The organism is Streptomyces sp. SKN60 (assembly GCF_026236535.1).
GTDB lineage: Bacteria > Actinomycetota > Actinomycetes > Streptomycetales > Streptomycetaceae > Streptomyces.
In genome coordinates this window covers 164,720-182,414 of the sequence record NZ_JAHTMW010000014.1, presented here as the reverse complement: position 1 = coordinate 182,414, position 17,695 = coordinate 164,720, and the positions used below count along the sequence as shown (strand labels likewise).

General features: G+C 73.4%; 12 protein-coding genes. 6 read left to right on the top strand and 6 right to left on the bottom strand.

The window, feature by feature from the left end; translation table 11 throughout:
- The first annotated feature begins 180 nt into the window (after positions 1-180).
- The 6 genes from KV205_RS24030 to moeZ all read left to right on the top strand — a co-directional run bounded on the left by KV205_RS24030 (position 181) and on the right by moeZ (position 7,650).
- Positions 181-1,263 (top strand): DUF3152 domain-containing protein, encoded by a 1,083-nt coding sequence (locus KV205_RS24030; protein WP_374214719.1) that lies wholly within the window; start codon positions 181-183, stop codon positions 1,261-1,263.
- Positions 1,264-1,498: 235 nt separating this feature from the next.
- Entirely contained in the window at positions 1,499-3,199 is a 1,701-nt protein-coding gene (locus KV205_RS24025) for a DUF3492 domain-containing protein (protein ID WP_265866632.1), read from the top strand.
- 13 nt (positions 3,200-3,212) lie between these two features.
- Positions 3,213-4,532 carry a hypothetical protein gene (locus tag KV205_RS24020; RefSeq protein ID WP_265866631.1) on the top strand — a complete coding sequence of 440 codons (1,320 nt, stop codon included), beginning with the start codon at positions 3,213-3,215 and terminating at the stop codon, positions 4,530-4,532.
- Positions 4,533-4,690: 158 nt separating this feature from the next.
- On the top strand, positions 4,691-5,653 hold the full coding sequence (locus KV205_RS24015) for an NAD(P)-dependent oxidoreductase (protein WP_265866630.1): 963 nt from the start codon (positions 4,691-4,693) through the stop codon (positions 5,651-5,653).
- Complete coding sequence (locus KV205_RS24010; RefSeq protein WP_265866629.1) at positions 5,641-6,396, top strand: spherulation-specific family 4 protein; 756 nt, start codon at positions 5,641-5,643, stop codon at positions 6,394-6,396. The genes KV205_RS24015 and KV205_RS24010 overlap by 13 nt, the downstream gene beginning before the upstream one ends.
- Before the next feature lie 75 nt (positions 6,397-6,471).
- Positions 6,472-7,650 (top strand): adenylyltransferase/sulfurtransferase MoeZ, encoded by a 1,179-nt coding sequence (gene moeZ / locus KV205_RS24005; RefSeq protein ID WP_265866628.1) that lies wholly within the window; start codon positions 6,472-6,474, stop codon positions 7,648-7,650.
- Between the two features lie 86 nt (positions 7,651-7,736).
- Here moeZ and KV205_RS24000 read toward each other — a convergent pair whose 3' ends face one another.
- The 6 genes from KV205_RS24000 to KV205_RS23975 all read right to left on the bottom strand — a co-directional run bounded on the left by KV205_RS24000 (position 7,737) and on the right by KV205_RS23975 (position 17,628).
- Positions 7,737-9,302 (bottom strand): alpha/beta hydrolase, encoded by a 1,566-nt coding sequence (locus KV205_RS24000; protein ID WP_265866627.1) that lies wholly within the window; start codon positions 9,300-9,302, stop codon positions 7,737-7,739.
- 62 nt (positions 9,303-9,364) lie between these two features.
- Complete coding sequence (locus KV205_RS23995) at positions 9,365-10,948, bottom strand: alpha/beta hydrolase (RefSeq protein WP_265866626.1); 1,584 nt, start codon at positions 10,946-10,948, stop codon at positions 9,365-9,367.
- 102 nt (positions 10,949-11,050) lie between these two features.
- Complete coding sequence (narI, locus tag KV205_RS23990) at positions 11,051-11,776, bottom strand: respiratory nitrate reductase subunit gamma (protein WP_265866625.1); 726 nt, start codon at positions 11,774-11,776, stop codon at positions 11,051-11,053.
- On the bottom strand, positions 11,776-12,411 hold the full coding sequence (narJ, locus tag KV205_RS23985) for a nitrate reductase molybdenum cofactor assembly chaperone (RefSeq protein ID WP_265866624.1): 636 nt from the start codon (positions 12,409-12,411) through the stop codon (positions 11,776-11,778). Before narJ ends, narI begins: the two co-directional genes overlap by 1 nt.
- The gene (gene narH / locus KV205_RS23980) at positions 12,408-13,934 is read right to left on the bottom strand and encodes a nitrate reductase subunit beta (RefSeq protein ID WP_265866623.1); all 1,527 of its coding nucleotides are present in this window, start codon (positions 13,932-13,934) and stop codon (positions 12,408-12,410) included. Before narH ends, narJ begins: the two co-directional genes overlap by 4 nt.
- 4 nt (positions 13,935-13,938) lie before the next feature.
- Positions 13,939-17,628: a nitrate reductase subunit alpha gene (locus KV205_RS23975; RefSeq protein ID WP_265866622.1), complete on the bottom strand. Its 3,690-nt coding sequence runs from the start codon at positions 17,626-17,628 to the stop codon at positions 13,939-13,941.
- Positions 17,629-17,695: the final 67 nt, after the last annotated feature.

The following is a 17,695-nucleotide window of genomic DNA, read 5'->3' as shown; positions in this document are numbered from 1 at the left end:
CCCATGGGCGCCCCGCGGCCGCAGGCCGGCGGACCCCGTACGCAGGGCGTGCCGCGGTACCCGGCAGGCGGTCAGCCGCAGTACCCCGGCGGGCCCCGGGCGCAGGGTGCGCCGCAGCCGCCTCGTCCGTACGGACCGCAAGGCGGCCCCGGGCAGGGCACCCCGCCGCAGGGTGTCCCCATGTACGGCGCGCCGAGGCGGACGCCCGCGCCGCTGTTCGACACGCCGATGCACGGCACGCCGCGCTTCCAGGGGCCGTACGACCCGAGCGCCGAGGACGCCTTCGTACGCGGCGGGCACCCCGTGCACGAGGAGACCGCGCGCCCCGCGGCGCCGTTCGTGCCCGGCCCGCGCCGTGAGGCGCCGCCGCGGCCGGTCGTCGAGGAGACGGACGAGAGCGGTACGGAGGCCGGGCCCGACGCCGGTGGCGGCAACGCGCGGCGGACCGGCGGCCTCGGGCGGGCCTTCACCGGGGTCGCCGCCGCCGCGATCACCACCGTGCTCGCCGTGGTCGTGGCCGGGCAGGTGGCCGAGCGGGAGAGCGGCGGCGCGGCGCAGTCGCGGGCGGCGGACCGGCCCACCGACCGGGCCGGCGCCGAGAACCCGGCGTCCCGTTCGGACGACCGCCCGACCCGTACGCCCACGGCGCCCGCCCCGCCGCCCTCGTACGAGGAGCTGATGGCGCGGCAGTTCCCGATCGACCCGAAGCTGCACGGCCCGGGGAGGTTCGACGCCGTGCCCGGCTTCGACAAGGCGCCCGGCAAGGGTCGCAAGATCCGCTACCGGATCGACGTGGAGCAGGGCCTCGGGCTCGACGGCGCGCTGTTCGCGCAGGCGGTGCAGAAGACCCTCAACGACCCGCGCAGCTGGGCCGGCCGGGGCGAGATGACCTTCGAGCGGATCTCCAGCGGGGACCCGGACTTCGTCATCACCCTCGCCAGCCCCGGCACCACCGGCGACTGGTGCCGCAAGTCCGGTCTCGACACCACGGTCGACAACGTGTCCTGCGACTCCGCCTCCACCGAGCGCGTGATGATCAACGCCTTCCGGTGGGCGCAGGGTTCGGAGACCTTCGGCCCGGCCGCGATGCACGCCTACCGCCAGATGCTCATCAACCACGAGGTCGGGCACCGGCTCGGCCACAACCACGTGAGCTGCCGCACGCCCGGCGCGCTCGCCCCGGTGATGCAGCAGCAGACCAAGTCGCTCGACATCGACGGCGTCAGGTGCCGTCCCAACCCCTGGGTGCACCCCGGGAGTTGACACCCCGTCGAATTACCCCCCGGGGCCTGACGGAGAGTGACGGAACCGGCCGGTAGCGCCACGGAACGCGACCGGCACGGGAAAGTCACGCGCATTCACCCCTTCCGGTGGTGCGACGGACAACCGTCCATCACACCCCCGTCATGTCCGCTTACGTTCTTCACGCTGCGGGTCGCCGGACCGAACGGTGACCGCCGTCACGGGAGAACCGTCACGGGAGAACGGGGGTGTGCTCATGCGGATCGGACTGCTCACGGAGGGTGGCTACCCGTATGCCGCCGGTGAGTCCGGGCTCTGGTGCGACCGGCTCGTCCGCGGGCTCGCCCCGCACGAGTTCGACCTCTACGCGCTGAGCCGCGACGCCCGCCAGGAGGCCGCCGGCCGGCTGCCGCTGCCGCCCAACGTGCGCGGCGTGCGCACCGCCCCGCTGTGGACCCCCGAGGACGACACCCGCGGCCCCGGCCGGGCCCGCGGCCGCGGCTACGGCCGGCGCGACCGGCGCCGCTTCGAGGACGCGTTCCGGGAGCTCGCCGAGGGCGTCTGCGCCGCCGACCCGGCCGGCGACGGCACCGACCGGCACGGCCCCGCCGACGGCCCCGAGCGCTTCGCCGCCGGGCTCTACGGACTCGCCGAACTCGCCCGCGAGAGCGGCGGACTCGCCGCCGCGTTGCGCTCCGAGTCCGTCGTCCGGGTCCTGGAGGCCGCCTGCCGCGCCCCCGGCGCCCGCCGCGGCGTCGCCGCCGCCACCGTCCCCGACCAACTCGCCTTCACCGAACAGCTGGAGCGCGCCCTGCGCCCCCTCTCGCTCGGCTGGTACGACGAGGAGGCCGGCCTCGACGGAACGGCCGGCGGCCTCGGGCTCGTCGACCTCTGCCACGCCGCCTCCGCCGGTGCCGCCGCCCTCCCGGGCCTCCTGGCCAAACGCTTCTTCGGCACCCCGCTGCTCGTCACCGAGTACGGCGTCCAGCTCCGCGCCCACTACCTCGCCGCCACCGACGCCCCCCTCACCACCCCCGTACGCGCCCTGCTCGCCGCCTTCCACGGACGGCTCGCCGGCGAGGTCTACCGGCAGGCCGCGCTGCTCACCCCCGGCAACGCGCACGCCCGCCGCTGGCAGGAGAAGTGCGGCGCCGACCGGGCCCGGCTGCGCACCGTCCACCCCGGCATGGACGCCGAGCGCTTCGCCGAGGTCGGCGAGGACGAGGAGAGCGGCGACCCGGCCACCCTCTCCTGGATCGGCCGGGTCGAGCCCGCCAAGGACCTGGTCGCCCTGCTGCACGCCTTCGCCGAGGTGCGCCGTCAGCAGCCCGACGCCCGGCTGCGGATCGTCGCCGCGCCGGTGACCGAGCCCGGCGCCGCCGCGTACCTCGCGCACTGCCGGGGCCTCGCCGAGCAGTTGTTCCCCGACGAGGCGGCCGGCGCGCACGCCATCGGCGAGAACCCGGTCTCCTTCGAGGAGCTCGGCGGACCCGAGGCGCCCAGCCTGGAGGAGGCCTACGCGGCCAGCGCCGTCGTCGTGCTCTCCAGCGTCGTCGAGGGCTTCCCGGTCGGCCTCGTCGAGGCCATGTTCTGCGCCCGGGCCACCGTCTCCACGGACGTCGGCGCGGTCGTCGAGGTCATCGGCGGCACCGGGCTCGTCGTCCCCCCGCGCAACCCCAAGGCGCTCGCCGACGCCTGCCTCGCGCTGCTGCGCGACCCGGACCGCCGGTACCGACTCGGCGCGGCCGCCCGCGCCCGCGCCCTGGAGCTGTTCACCGTGGAACAGAACCTGGCGGCGTTCCGCGGCATCTACCTCGAACTTCTCTCCCACTCACCGGTCCGCCGCCGCACCACCAGCGGCGTGCCCTTCGCCCACCCGGCCGAGTCCCATGTGCCGGGCAGCTGGGCGGACCAGCCGGTCACCGCGGCGGCCGGTGCGGGAGATCCCGATGCATGAAGGAGGCACATCCATGCGCGGCCCCGCCGCACCCACCAGCCCCGGCCCCTGGGACTCCCGCTCCGAGGCGCTGCTCAGCGCGCCCGCGCTCACGGCACCGCCCGCGCTGCTGCCGCCCGGCGGCCTCGACCTCGCGGCGGCCCCTGCCGTACCGCCCGTCCCGGCCCCCGCCGTCGAGCCGAAACCCGCCCCCGCCGCCCCTGCCGAAGCGATTCAGCAGACCGCGGTGCCGACCGCGGTCCAGGGCGCCTCCGCGCGGCCCCGGCGCGGCCCCGCCGACCCCGTCAAGGCCCTGATGCACCGCCACCGCGAGCTGTGCGAACGGGCCGTGGACCCGCTGGAGATCGCCGCCGGTCTGGAGGCGCACGGCGTCACCGACCGCACCGCCGCCCGCTTCCGGCACCGCGACGTGTTCTCGCTCGCCGAGGAGCTGTACGCCCGCGTCCCGCGCGGGGAGGCCACCGTGTCCCGTACCCCGGCCGACCGGGCGGACCGGCCCGGCCCCGCGAGCTGGGCGCTCACCGTCTGCGCGCCCGGCGCCGTCGCCGCCCTCGCCACCCTCGGACTGGCCCTCGGCACCGGCGGGCTCCGGGTCGCCGCGGGAGCGATCGGCGTCGTCGGACTGTTCGCCGGACTCGTCGTCGCCGTGCGCCGCGGCCCGCTCCGCGTCACCGCCGGCACCCCGACCGCCGCCCCCCTGTGGACCCTGGGCCTGCTCGCCCACGCGGCGGCCGGCGACGGACTCCTCGACCAGGTGCTGCGCGGCGGACCCGACACCGGGCCGGTCGTCGTCACCGCGCTCGACGGCCCGGTCGCCGCCGCCGACTGGGCGCTCGACACCGCGCCCCTGCTCGCCCTCGCCCTGTCCGTCGCCCCCGCCGCCTGGTGCGCCCACCTCTTCGCCGTACGGGCCCGCCACCGGCTCGCCGCCAGCCGCGGCCTCGCCGACTTCGCGGCCGGCGCCCGCCCGCTGCTCCTCGGCACCGTCGCCCTCCACCTCGCCCTGCTCGCCGGACTGCTCGCCCTCACCGGCTTCCACCCCGGCGCCCTCGCGCTCGGCGCGCTCCTCCTGATCGCCCGGCTGCTCGCCGTCCACGGCTTCGCCGAGACCGCCGCCCGCGCCCTCGGGGCCGCCTGCGCCGCCGAGCTCCTCGCCCTCGCGAGCGTCCTCGCCGCCCGCCTCCCCGGCCTCGACGTGCTCGGCGCCCCGGTCCGCGCGCTCGTCACGCTCGGCGGCCCCGCCGCCCTGCCCGCCCTGGTCTGCGGCTGCGCCGCCCTCGCCCTGCTCACCCACGCCACCGAGGCCCTCTCCCGCGCCTCTGCCCACGCGTAGGCGCAGGCCTGCCGCCCCCACCCCACCCCCACACCCGATCGCGCACCCGCGGAGCCGACGCCGCGGGCGCGTCACCCACGTGAGACCTCCCAAGGAGAAGAAGGACACATGACACCCGGATCCCGCACCACGGCCGGTCGGCACGTAGGGGCCGCACGATGAGGGTGCTGCTGCTCGGAGCCAACGGATTCATCGGACGGTTCGTCGCCGACCGGCTGCTCGCCGACCCGGCGGTGCACCTCACCGCCCTCGGGCGCGGCGACGACGCCGACGTACGGTTCGACCTCGCGACCGGCAGCCCCGGCGCGCTCACCCGGTTCCTCGACGCCGTCCATCCCGGAGTCGTCGTCAACTGCGCGGGCGCCACCCGCGGCGGCGCCCGCGACCTGACCCGGCACAACACCGTCGCCGTCGCCACCGTCTGCGAGGCCCTGCGGCGCAGCGGCTGCGGCGCCCGGCTCGTCCAGGTCGGCTGCGCCTCCGAGTACGGGCCCAGCCAGCCCGGCTCGTCGACCGCCGAGGACGCGGTGCCACGGCCCGGCGGACCGTACGGCGTGTCCAAGCTGGCCGCCACCGAACTCGTCCTCGGCTCCGGCCTCGACGCGGTCGTGCTGCGGGTCTTCTCGCCGGTCGGCCCCGGCACCCCGGCCGGCTCCCCGCTCGGGCGGCTCGCCGAGGCGATGCGCCGGGCCATCCAGGCCGGGGACGGCGAGCTGAAGCTCAGCGGACTCGGCGTCCAGCGCGACTTCGTGGACGTCCGGGACGTCGCCCGGGCCGTGCACGCCGCCTCCCTGTCCGCCGCCCAGGGCGTGGTCAACATCGGCACCGGCCGCGCGGTCAAGCTCCGCGACGCCGCCGCCGTGCTCGCCCGGGTCGCCGGCTACGCGGGCCAGCTGCACGAGGTCGACGGCCCGCCGCAGCGCCCGGTGATCGGCGCCCCGCGCACCGAGGCGACCATCGCCGAGCAGCTGGCCGCCGCCCCCTACCCGTACCCCGACGGCTGCGGCCCCTGGCAGCAGGCCGACGTGCGCACCGCACGGGACCGGCTCGGCTGGCGCCCCCGGATCAATCTGGAGGAGTCGCTCGCCGACATCTGGATGGAGGCGGCATGTCGCATCTGACCGCCACCGGCACCGGGACGGAGACGGGCGCGGTCACCGGGATGGGAGTGGGCGTCCCCGGCTACGCCCACCCCCTCCTCGCCCCCGTCGAGTGGGCCGAGCTCACCCGCCCCGGCGCCCCCGTGCACTGGGCCGTGCTCAACGTCGCCGACGGGCCGGGCGCACGGCCCGACCCGCACTGCCTGGAAGCGGCCGGCAAGCTGCGCAACGCCGGGGTCCGGGTGCTCGGACACCTCGACCTGTGTGAGGGGTCACGTCCCTACGACGAGCTGGTCGCCGACGCGCAGCGGTTCCTCGACTGGTACAAGGCGGACGGCTTCTATCTGGACCGGGCGCCCGCCGACCGGGCCGACCTGACCGGCGTGCGGCGGCTCTCGGCGACCCTGGAGGCGCTGCGGGACGGGGAGGCGCACCTCGTCCTGGGGCACGGCACCCATCCGTACCCGGGCTACGCCGAGGTCGCCGACCAGCTGGTCACCTTCTCCGGCGCCTGGACCGACTACCGCTGGTCGCAGGTGGCGGAGTGGACTGCCGACCATCCGGCGGGGAAGTTCGTCCATCTCGTCCACGGAGTGCCCAGGACACATCTGGACGAAGCGCTGCGGATCGCCCGCTGGCAGGGGGCCGGGACGGTCTTCATGACCGACCGCCCGGGTGGGCCGGGACAAACCGGTGCATTCCACTCGCTGCCCGGCTACTGGGACGAAATTGTCTCGCGTATCGGACGGGGTGTCTCGGAATGAGAAGGGGCGTGGCAGTGTTGTGCGGAGAACAAGCGTCGTACTGACATCCCGAACAGCTGTATTGATGAGGTCTCCGTGTCGCTGCCACCCCTGGTCGAGCCGGCTGCCGAGCTCACCGTAGACGAGGTCCGCAGGTACTCCCGTCACCTGATCATCCCGGATGTCGGGATGGACGGACAGAAGCGGCTGAAGAACGCCAAGGTGCTCGCCGTGGGCGCCGGCGGTCTCGGCTCCCCGGCGCTGATGTACCTGGCCGCGGCCGGTGTCGGCACCCTCGGCATCGTGGAGTTCGACGAGGTCGACGAGTCGAACCTGCAGCGCCAGATCATCCACAGCCAGGCCGACATCGGCCGCTCCAAGGCGGAGTCGGCGCGCGACAGCGTGCTCGGCATCAACCCGTACGTGAACGTGGTCCTTCACGAAGAGCGGCTTGAGGCCGAGAACGTGATGGAGATCTTCAGCCAGTACGACCTGATCGTCGACGGCACGGACAACTTCGCGACCCGCTACCTGGTCAACGACGCGTGCGTGCTGCTCAACAAGCCGTACGTGTGGGGCTCGATCTACCGCTTCGACGGCCAGGCCTCGGTCTTCTGGTCCGAGCACGGCCCCTGCTACCGCTGCCTCTACCCGGAGCCCCCGCCGCCGGGCATGGTCCCGTCCTGCGCCGAGGGCGGCGTCCTGGGCGTGCTGTGCGCGTCCATCGGCTCCATCCAGGTCAACGAGGCCATCAAGCTCCTCGCGGGCATCGGCGAGCCGCTGGTCGGCCGGCTGATGATCTACGACGCCCTGGAGATGCAGTACCGCCAGGTCAAGGTCCGCAAGGACCCCAACTGCGCGGTCTGCGGCGAGAACCCGACCGTCACCGAGCTCATCGACTACGAGGCCTTCTGCGGCGTCGTGTCCGAGGAGGCCCAGGAGGCGGCGCTCGGCTCCACGATCACTCCGAAGCAGCTCAAGGAGTGGATCGACGACGGCGAGAACATCGACATCATCGACGTCCGCGAGCCGAACGAGTACGAGATCGTCTCGATCCCGGGCGCCCGGCTGATCCCGAAGAACGAGTTCCTGATGGGCAACGCCCTCCAGGACCTGCCGCAGGACAAGAAGATCGTCCTGCATTGCAAGACGGGTGTCCGCAGTGCGGAAGTCCTCGCCGTGCTCAAGTCCGCGGGCTTCGCGGACGCGGTGCACGTCGGCGGCGGCGTCATCGGCTGGGTCAACCAGATCGAGCCGGAGAAGCCGATCTACTAGGCGCAGGCACAGCCGTAGGCGTAGGCATGCGTGAGGGCCCCCGGACTTGGCTCAGGTCCGGGGGCCCTCGTGCGGGTGCGTGTCCGCTACTGACAGGTCTTGCCGTACGCGGGGACCTCGGCCCGCAGCAGATACGCGTCGATCGTCTTCGTCGCGCAGGCCGCCGAGCCGTACGCGCCGTGGCCCTCGCCCTTGTTGGTGACGAGCACGCCCACGCCCGGGCCCAGCGCCTTCGCCATCCGCTCCGCGCCCTCGTACGGGGTGGCCGGGTCGCCCGTCGTGCCGACGACCAGGATCGGGGCGGCGCCCGGGGCGCTCGCCGCGGTGGTCGTGGCCTCGCCCTCGACCGGCCAGTCGGCGCACCAGCCGGCCGTGTCCCAGGCGAGGAAGGGGCCGAAGACGGGGGAGAGGCGGCGGAACTCGGGGATCAGCGTCCGCGCCTCGTCGAGGGTGGGCCGCTCGGAGGAGTCGGCGCAGGAGATCGCCCGCTGCGCGTGGGACTGCGTCGAGTAGTGGCCGGCGGCGTCCCGGTCGTTGTACCAGTCGGCGAGGGAGAGGAGTTCGGCGCCGGAGCCGTTCTCCGCCTTGGTGAGCGCCGAGGTCAGCAGCGGCCAGTTCTGCTGGGCGTACAGCGGCATGACCACGCCGGTGAGGGCGAGGGAGTCGTTGAGCTCGCGGTCGCCGACCGCGAGGGGCTTCTTGTCGAGCTTCTCCAGGAGCCGGACGATCCGCCGGGTGCCGTCCTTCGGGTCCTGGCCGGTGGAGGTCAGATAGTTGTCGAGGGCCCGCTGGAAGCCGATGGTCTGGTTGCGGGCGTGGCCGACGGAGTCGGCGGTCGGGTCGACCACCGCGTCGAGCACCATCCGGCCCACGTTCCTGGGGAACAGATGGGCGTAGGCGGCGCCGAGCTGGGTTCCGTACGAGATGCCGAAGTAGTTCAGCTTCGGGTCGCCGAGGACCTGGCGGATCAGGTCCATGTCGCGGGCCGTGTTGCTGGTCGTGGTGTACGGCAGGACGAGGCCGGAGCGGCGCGCGCAGCCCTGGCCGAAGGCGACGGCGTCGGCGCGGAAGGCCTTCTCCTCGGCCGCCGTCTCGGGCGTGTAGTCGACCGTCCGCTCGGCCTTCGCCTGCTCCTTGTCGTCCCGGCACACCACGCCCGAGCTGCGCTGCACGCCGCGCGGGTCGAAGGAGACCAGGTCGTAGCGGCTGCCGAGGGCCGTGTACTCGGCGGCGCCGCGCGGCAGGATGTCGACGCCCGAGCCGCCGGGCCCGCCGAAGTTGAAGAGCAGCGAGCCGATCCGGGCGTCCTTGGCGCCGGCCTCCTTGCGGATCAGCGCGATCGGGATCGTCGGCCCGTCCGGCTTCGCGTAGTCGAGGGGCACCTTCACCGTGGCGCAGCGCCAGGCGGAGCCGGGGGCCTCGCCGCCCTCGGGGGCGGTGCAGCGGCGCCAGTCGGGGCGCTGGCCGGTGAGCGCGGCGGGCAGCGCGGGCCCGCCGGGGTTGGTGCTGGACGCGGAGGGCTTGGCGTCGCCGGCCGCCGGGGCGGAGCTCGGGGTGCCGGCGGGGCCGGTCCCGCCCGTGGCCGTACATCCCGTGGCGAGCACTGCGGAGAGGGCGACGACGGCCCCCGTACGTATGAACGACGAGCGCACCGAGCGCCACCCCCTGATCCGAGCCGGACCGCCATCCTAGGGGGGCGGCTACGGGCGGACGGTCACGGGCAGACGGTCCCGGAGGCCGGCACCTTGCCGTTCAGCAGATACGCGTCGGTCGCGGACTTCACGCACTTGTCGCCGCTGCTGTAGGCCCCGTGGCCCTGGCCCTTGTAGGTGAGCTCCGCGCCGACGCCCTTGCCGAGCGCGTTCACCATGGCGCGGGCGCCCTCGTACGGGGTGGCGGGGTCGCCGGTGTTGCCGATGACCAGGATCGGCGCGGAGCCCGGCGCGGAGACGTTCGGGTGCTCCCAGGTGCCGGGCACCGGCCACTGGCCGCAGCTGGACAGCGCCCAGCCCATGAAGTCGCCGAAGACGGCGGAGGCCTTCTGGAACTCGGGGAGGCGTTCCTTGGCCTGGCCGAGGGTGAACCGCTCCTTGAAGTCCACGCAGTTGATGGCGGCGTTGGCGGCCTGGATGTTGCTGTAACTGCCGCTCTGGTTCCGCCCGTTCATGGAGTCGGACAGGGCGAGCAGCAGGGCGCCGTTGCCGCCGTCGGCCTCGTCGAGGCCCTGTTCGAGATAGGGCCAGAACTCCTTGGAGTACAGGGCCTGCGCGATGCCGTTGGTGGCCTGGGTCTGGGTGAGCTTGCGGTCGCCGATGCCCGCGATGGGCTTGGCGTCGAGCTCCGCGAGGAGCCCGGTGATGAACTCCTCGATCTCGGCGACGCTGCTGCCCGGCAGCCGGCAGTCGTCGCCGCGGTCCACGCAGTCCTGCGCGAAGTTGTCCAGGGCGAGCTGGAAGCCCTTCGTCTGCCCGAGGGCGCCGGCCTCCACGCCGGCCGTGGGGTCGACGACCGCGTCGAAGACCGCCCGGCCGACGTTCGCGGGAAACAAGTGGGCGTAGACGCCGCCGAGTTCGGTGCCGTAGGAGATGCCGAAGTAGTGCAGTTTCTCGTCGCCGAGGACCCGGCGCATCAGATCCATGTCACGGGCCGCGTTCTCGGTGCCGACGTAGGGGAGCCGGTTGCCGGCGTCCTTCTCGCAGCCGCTCGCGTAGGCCTTCTGCGCCTCGGAGAGGGTCTTCTCCTCGGCGGCGTCGTCGGGGGTGAAGTCGAGCGCGTAATAGGCGTCGAGTTCCTTGTCCGTGGCGCACTCGACGGGCGCGCTGCGGCCGACCCCGCGCGGGTCGAAGGAGACCAGGTCGTAGCGGGAGCGCAGGGTCTCGAAGTCGGCGGCGAAGCCGGGCAGGCCGGTGACGCCGGAGCCGCCGGGGCCGCCGAAGTTGAAGACGAGGGAGCCGATCCGCCGGTCCGGGGCGGCGGCCCTGGCGCGGATCAGGGCCAGGTCGACGGTCTCGCCGTCGGGCTTCGCGTAGTCCAGCGGCGCCGTCATGAAGGCGCACTCCCACGGTGTGCCGCCGGGCAGCGGCGTGGGGGCCGGGCCGCCGCCCTCGGCCGGGGACGGCGGCAGGCACTCCGACCATTCGAGCTTCTGTGCCGCGAGTGCGTCGAGCCCGGTGGGGCCGCTGGTCTCGGGGGCCGCCTGCCCTCCGTCGTCGGAGCACCCGGTGGTCGCGGTGAGCAGGGCGGTCGCGGTCAGCAGGGCGGCGCGCCGGGCGGTGCGCTGGGCGGCGGAGATCGGCATGATCCCATCGTGGGCCGCCCGGGAGGGGCCCGCGCGGGCGGTGGGCCAAGCGGGTGGCCCGGCACCCCTGCATCCGCGAGGCCGGTTACGGCACCCCCGCTCCTACGACACCCGCTCCCAGCCGCGCTTCGGCTCGCGGGTGGCGAGCCGGCCGGGGCGGCGGCGCCGGTAGACCACGAAGGGCCGGAAGAAATACCGCACCGGCGCGGCGAACATGTGTACGAGCCGGGAGTAGGGGATCAGCGCGAACAGCGTGAAGCCGAAGAGCACGTGCAGCTTGAACACCAGCGGCGCGCCCGCCATCAGCGCCCAGTCCGGACTGAGCGCGAACAGCGACCGGAACCACACCGAGACGCCCTCCCGGTAGTTGTAGCCGTCCGTCTGCCCCGTCGAGTTGAGGACGGTGGCGAGCAGCCCGAGCGCCATCGCGCCGAGCAGCACCGCGTACATCACCCGGTCGCTGCGCAGACTCGCCCGCCGCACCGCCGGCACCCGCAGCCGCCGGTACACCAGGATCCCGATGCCGACGACGGCGGCCACCCCGGCGACGGCGCCCGTGGACACCGCCATCAGGTGGTACGCGTGGTCGCTCAGCCCGACCGCGTCCGTCCACGACATGGGCACGAGCAGCCCGACCACGTGCCCGAGCACCACGAAGGCCATGCCGAAGTGGAACAGCGGCGAGCCGATCCGCAGCAGCCGCGACTCGTGCAGCTGCGAGGAGTGGGTGGTGATCCCGAAGCGGTCGTGCCGGCCGCGCCAGACCGTGCCCGCCACGAGCAGGACGACGGAGACGTAGGGCAGCACGCCCCAGAGCAGCAGATCCATCAGGCCGGGGTCCTTTCCGCACGGCTCACGGTGGGCCAGGGCAGGTCGACGCCCGGCCCGAAGGGTTCGAGTCCGACGAGCTCACGCGGCGGCCCCGACCGGGCCAGCGCCTTCGCCTCCTCCTTGGTCTGCGGGGAGGGGCCCGGGAGCGTTCCGCAGACCGCTTCGAGCACGCCGGTGTACGGGGTGTCCACGCCGGCCAGCGCCAGCCGCAGCAGCTCGAGCCCCGCCCGGTGCTCCTGGAGCAGCGCCGTGCCGGGCTCCTCGTGCCGGGCGGCGAACTCCAGGGCGGCGGGCAGGAAGTCGGGCAGCTCGTCGCTGTCGAACTCCAGGCCGTGGTCGCGGTAGACGCCCTTGATCCGTACGAGGGAGAGGCCGCGCCGCCGGGTGTCGCCGTCCGTCCACCAGGTGAGGTACAGACAGCGCCGGTTGTGGGTGTCGAAGGTGTCGGTGTAGTGCGCGGCCAGCTCCAGCGGGGCGGTGCGCTCCGCATGGTCGAGGAAGGCGGCGAGCCCGCCCCCGCCCCGTACCCCTTCCAAAGCTCCCCGGAGCAGCGGGAGTTCGGCGTACAGGCGCTCGTCCGGATAGGCCAGGCAGCGCGCCGCCACCAGCCGGACCACGGCGTCGGGGTTCACGGGTTCCTCCTCGTACGGCTGAGGTTGAGCAGGACCCGGCTGCCACCGCCCCCTTGTTCGGCGACCGGGCAGCCGGCGTCCAGCGGGTGGGCGTCCGCGAGCGCGTCCGCGTCGGCGTGGGCTGCCGTCGGGATCACGTACCGGTCCTCGTACTTGGCGACGGCGAGCAGCCGGAACATGTCCTCCATCTCCTCGCCGGTGAGCCCGACCGCCTTGGCGATCGTGTCGTCCTTCGCCTCGCCGAGGTTGACCGCCCGCATGTAGGAGCGCATGGCGGCCATCCGGCGCAGCACCGCCTCCACCGGGTAGGTGTCCCCGGCGGTGAGGAGTTCGGCGAGGTACTCGACGGGGATGCGCAGGGCGTCGATCGCGCCGAAGAGGTTGCCCGCGTCCTCGCCGTCGCTGCCGGTCGCGGCGACCGCGTCGACGACCGGGGAGAGCGGTGGCACGTACCAGACCATCGGCATCGTGCGGTACTCCGGGTGCAGCGGCAGGGCGACCTGGTAGGTCGCGATCAGGTCGTACACGGGGGAGCGGCGGGCCGCGTCCAGCCACTCCTCGCTGATCCCGGACGCCCGCGCGGCGGCCGCGACCGCCGGGTCGGCCGGATCGAGGAAGCACTCCAACTGGGCCGGGTAGAGGTCGTGTTCGTCCTCCACGGCCGCCGCCTCGGCGACCTTGTCGGCGTCGTAGAGCATCACGCCGAGGTAGCGCATCCGGCCGACGCAGGTCTCGGAGCAGATGGTCGGCATGCCGACCTCGATGCGCGGGAAACAGAAGGTGCACTTCTCGGCCTTGCCGGTGGCGTGGTTGAAGTAGACCTTCTTGTACGGGCAGCCGGTCACGCACATCCGCCAGCCCCGGCACTGGTCCTGGTTCACCAGGACGATCCCGTCCTCCTCCCGCTTGTACATCGCGCCGGACGGGCAGGACGAGACGCACGCCGGGTTGAGGCAGTGCTCGCAGATCCGCGGCAGATAGAAGAGGAAGCTCTGCTCGAACTCGAACCGGATCTTCTCCCCGACCTGCGCCCGCACCTTCTCCACCAGCGGGTCCTTCGGCCCGTGCTCGGGCGCCCCGCCCAGGTTGTCGTCCCAGTTGGGTCCCCACTCGACCTTGTCGAGCGGCGCCCCGGTGAGCTGGGAGACCGGGCGGGCGACGGGCAGGTCGTCGCCCGCCGGCGCCTCGGTGAGGTTCCTGTACTCGTACGTCCACGGCTGGTAGTAGTCGTCGAGCTCCGGCAGCTCGGGGTTGGCGAAGATCTGCCCGAGCCGCTTGAGCCGCCCGCCGGCCCGCAGTCGCAGCTTCCCGGAGCGGGTGCGCTCCCAGCCGCCCTTCCACCGCTCCTGGTCCTCCCAGCGGCGCGGGTAGCCCTGCCCGGGGAGCGTCTCGACATTGTTGAACCAGACGTACTCGGTGCCCTGCCGGTTGGTCCACGCCTGCTTGCAGGTGACCGAACAGGTGTGACAGCCGATGCACTTGTCGAGGTTCATGACCATCGCCACTTGAGCCATCACGCGCATGGGATCAGTACTCCACCTTCTGGTCGCGGCGGCGGATCACCGTCACCTCGTCGCGCTGGTTGCCGGTCGGGCCCAGGTAGTTGAAGGCCCAGGTGAGCTGCGCGTAACCGCCCACCAGATGGGTCGGCTTGAGCATCACGCGCGTGAGCGAGTTGTGGATGCCGCCCCGGCGGCCCGTCTTCTCCGTCTTCGGGACGCCGACCGTGCGCTCCTGCGCGTGGTTCATGTACACCGTGCCGGGCGGCATCTTGTGGGAGACGATCGCGCGGGCGGTGACCACGCCGTTGCGGTTCACGGCCTCGATCCAGTCGTTGTCCCGGACCCCGATCGCGTCGGCGTCCTGCGGCGACATCCAGACCGTCTGCCCGCCCCGGCCGAGCGTCATCATGTAGAGGTTGTCCTGGTACTGGGAGTGGATCGCCCACTTGTTGTGCGGGGTCAGATACCGGACCGCGACCTCCCGGCCGTCCCGCCCGTCGCGACCGTCCTGTACGGACCCCAACTCCGGTTCCCCGTACAACCGGTGCATGTCCAGCGGCGGCTTGTAGACCGGCAGCGCCTCGCCCACCTCGTGGATCCAGTCGTGGTCCAGGAAGAAGTGCTGGCGCCCGGTGAGGGTGTGCCAGGGCTTCAGCTGCTCGGTGTTGACGGTGAACGCGGTGTAGCGGCGCCCGCCGGACTCGCTGCCCGACCACTCCGGCGAGGTGATCACGGGGACGGGCCGGGCCTGCGTGTCGGCGAAGGTGATCCGCTTGCCCTCGGCCTCCGCCGCCAGATGCGCCATCTCCTGCCCGGTCCGCTGCTCCAGCTTCTCGAAGCCCTGGGTGGCGAGCCGCCCGTTCGACGTGCCGGAGAGGGAGAGGATCGCCTCGCAGGCCCGCTGCGCGGTGTCGAGCCGCGGCCGGCCGTCGGCGACCCCGCCCCGTACCCGCCCGTTCTTCTCACCGAGGTACGCGACCTCCTCGCCGACGTCGAAGGTGATCGCCTTCGTGGTGACGCCGAGGGTGTCGACGAGCGGGCCGAGCGCCGCGAACTTCTCGCCCACCGCGCCGTAGTCGCGCTCCACGACCGTCAGGTTGTACATGCTCTGCCCCGGCACCGCCGGGCACTCGCCCTTCGACCAGTCGAGCGCCACCCCGCCGGGCTGCGCCATCTCGCCGCCCGCCGTGTCGTGCTGGAGCGCCGTCGCCACCAGGTCCCTGCGCACCCCCAGGTGCTCTTTCGCCAGCTCGCCGAAGCGGCGGGCGAGGGCGAGGAAGGCGTCGTAGTCGGAGCGGGCCTGCCAGGGCGGGTCGACGGCCGGGGTGAAGGCGTGCAGGAAGGGATGCATGTCGGTGGACGACAGGTCGTGCTTCTCGTACCAGGTCGCGGCCGGCAGGACGATGTCGCTCAGGAGCGTCGTGCTCGTCATCCGGAAGTCCAGCGACAGCAGAAGGTCGAGCTTCCCTTCGACGTCGGCGGCCGGTGCCCGTACGTCCCTCGGCGTGCAACGCGGGCCGTCGGACGGCAGGTTGGAGTGGGTGCCGAGCAGATGCTTGAGGAAGTACTCGTTGCCCTTGGAGGACGAGCCGAAGAGATTCGCCCGCCATACGTTGAGCACCCGCGGCCAGTTCTCCGGCGCGTCCGGGTCCTCCCCGGCGAAGCCGAGCGTGCCGTCCTGGAGCGCCCGTACGGTGTCGCCGACCGGGTCGGCCTGCGCGCCCAGGTCCAGCGGATTGCGGTCGAAGGTCGGGTACGAGGGCATCCAGCCCATCCGGGCCGCCGCCGCCAGGCAGTCGGCGCCCGTCATCCCCGCGAACCGGCCCGCGCCGAGCGGCGAGGCCAGCGCGTCGGCCGGCAGCGTGTCGTACCGCCACTGGCCGGTGTGGAGGTAGAACCAGCCCGCGCCGATCATGTGCCGGGGCGGGCGCCCCCAGTCGGAGGCGCTCGCCAGGGTGGCCCAGCCGGTCACCGGCCGGCACTTCTCCTGGCCGACGTAGTGGCCCCAGCCGCCGCCGTTGCGGCCCTGGCAGCCGGTCAGTGTCAGCAGGGCGAGGAAGGCGCGGTAGATCGTCTCCGAGTGGAACCAGTGGTTGGTGCCCGCGCCCATCAGGATCATGCAGCGGCCCCGCGAGCGCTCGGCGGTGTCCGCGAACTCCCGTGCCACGCGGGCCGCCTGGGCGGCGGGGACGGAGGTCAGCGTCTCCTGCCAGGCCGGGGTGCCGGGCGCGCCGGCGTCCTCGTACGAGTCGGGCCACTCGCCCGGCAGGCCGGGGCGCCCCACCCCGTACTGGGCGAGCAGCAGGTCGTACACCGTGGTGACCAGCGGGCCGTCCTCGGTGAGCCGGCGCACCGGCACGCCCCGCCGCAGCACCTCGCCCTCCTCGTCGAACCGCGGCAGCACGATCTCCGCGGTGTCCCCGCCCTCGCCCCCGCCCTCGCCGAGCAGGCTCAGGCGCGGCACGGTGTCGCCGAGGTCGAGGTTCCACTCCGGCTTGCCGTCGGTGGCCCAGCGGTGGCCGAGGGTGCCGTTCGGGACGACCGGCTCGCCCGTGGCGTCGTCGACGAGGACGGTCTTCCAGGCGGCGTTCTCGACGTCCTGCCCGAGGTCGGCGGCGGTGACGAACTTCCCCGGGACCAGGCCCCGCTCCGTCTCCCGCAGGGAGACCAGGAACGGCAGGTCGGTGTACGTGCGGACGTAGTCCAGGAAGAACGGCGTCTGCCGCTCGACGAAGAACTCCTTCAGGACCACATGCCCCATCGCCAGCGCGAGCGCCCCGTCCGTCCCCGGGTGCGGGTGCATCCACTCGTCGGCGAACTTGGTGTTGTCCGCGAAGTCGGGGGAGACCGTGACGACCTTCTGGCCGCGGTAGCGGGCCTCCGTCATCCAGTGCGCGTCAGGGGTCCGCGTCACCGGCACGTTCGAGCCCCACATCAGCAGATAGGCCGCGTCCCACCAGTCGCCCGACTCCGGTACGTCGGTCTGGTCGCCGAACACCTGCGGCGAGGCCACCGGCAGATCCGCGTACCAGTCGTAGAACGACAGCATCGGCGCGCCGATGAGCGAGTGGAAGCGGGCGCCGGCCGCGTGCGAGGCCATCGACATCGCCGGGATCGGCGAGAAGCCCGCCACCCGGTCGGGCCCGTGCTCCTTGATGGTGTGCACGTGCGCGGCGGCCGCGATCTCCAGGGCCTCGTCCCAACTAGCCCGCACCAGACCGCCCTTGCCCCGGGCCCGCTGGTACGTGCGGCGGCGCTCCGGGTCGCGCTGGATGTCCGCCCAGGCGAGGACCGGGTCCTTCAGGCGCTGCTTCGCCTCCCGGTACATCGACAGGAGGGCGCCCCGGACCATGGGGTGGCGGACCCGGGTGGGGGAGTAGCTGTACCAGGAGAAGGAGGCCCCGCGCGGGCAGCCGCGCGGCTCGTACTCCGGGCGGTCCGGGCCGACCGACGGATAGTCGGTGGCCTGGGTCTCCCAGGTGATGATGCCGTCCTTGACGTACACCTTCCAGCGGCACGAACCGGTGCAGTTCACCCCGTGCGTCGAGTACACGACCTTGTCGTGGCTCCAGCGGTCCCGGTAGAAGGCCTCGCCCTCGCGGCCGCCGGTGCGGTGGACGGTGCGCAGGTCCTCGGAGACCTCGGCGCCGGAGGCGCGGGCGAAGAAACCGCCCGCCCGGAGGAGGGTTTCGGCGGGGTGGGGCCTCTGCTGCACGGCTGACTCCTTCACGACCGGCGGCACGTCGCTGCGATCTGCGCGATCCGTGAGATCTGTGAGATCT

Bases quoted from the DNA above. Each gene is read 5' to 3' on its own strand.
- KV205_RS24030 (WP_374214719.1), top strand. From the start codon at position 181: ATGTACGGCGCGCCGAGGCGGACGCCCGCGCCGCTGTTCGACACGCCG.
- KV205_RS24020 (WP_265866631.1), top strand. From the start codon at position 3,213: ATGCGCGGCCCCGCCGCACCCACCAGCCCCGGCCCCTGGGACTCCCGC.
- narH (WP_265866623.1), bottom strand. From the start codon at position 13,934: ATGCGCGTGATGGCTCAAGTGGCGATGGTCATGAACCTCGACAAGTGC.
- KV205_RS24010 (WP_265866629.1), top strand. From the start codon at position 5,641: ATGTCGCATCTGACCGCCACCGGCACCGGGACGGAGACGGGCGCGGTC.
- KV205_RS24015 (WP_265866630.1), top strand. From the start codon at position 4,691: ATGAGGGTGCTGCTGCTCGGAGCCAACGGATTCATCGGACGGTTCGTC.
- narI (WP_265866625.1), bottom strand. From the start codon at position 11,776: ATGGATCTGCTGCTCTGGGGCGTGCTGCCCTACGTCTCCGTCGTCCTG.
- KV205_RS24025 (WP_265866632.1), top strand. From the start codon at position 1,499: ATGCGGATCGGACTGCTCACGGAGGGTGGCTACCCGTATGCCGCCGGT.
- KV205_RS23995 (WP_265866626.1), bottom strand. From the start codon at position 10,948: ATGCCGATCTCCGCCGCCCAGCGCACCGCCCGGCGCGCCGCCCTGCTG.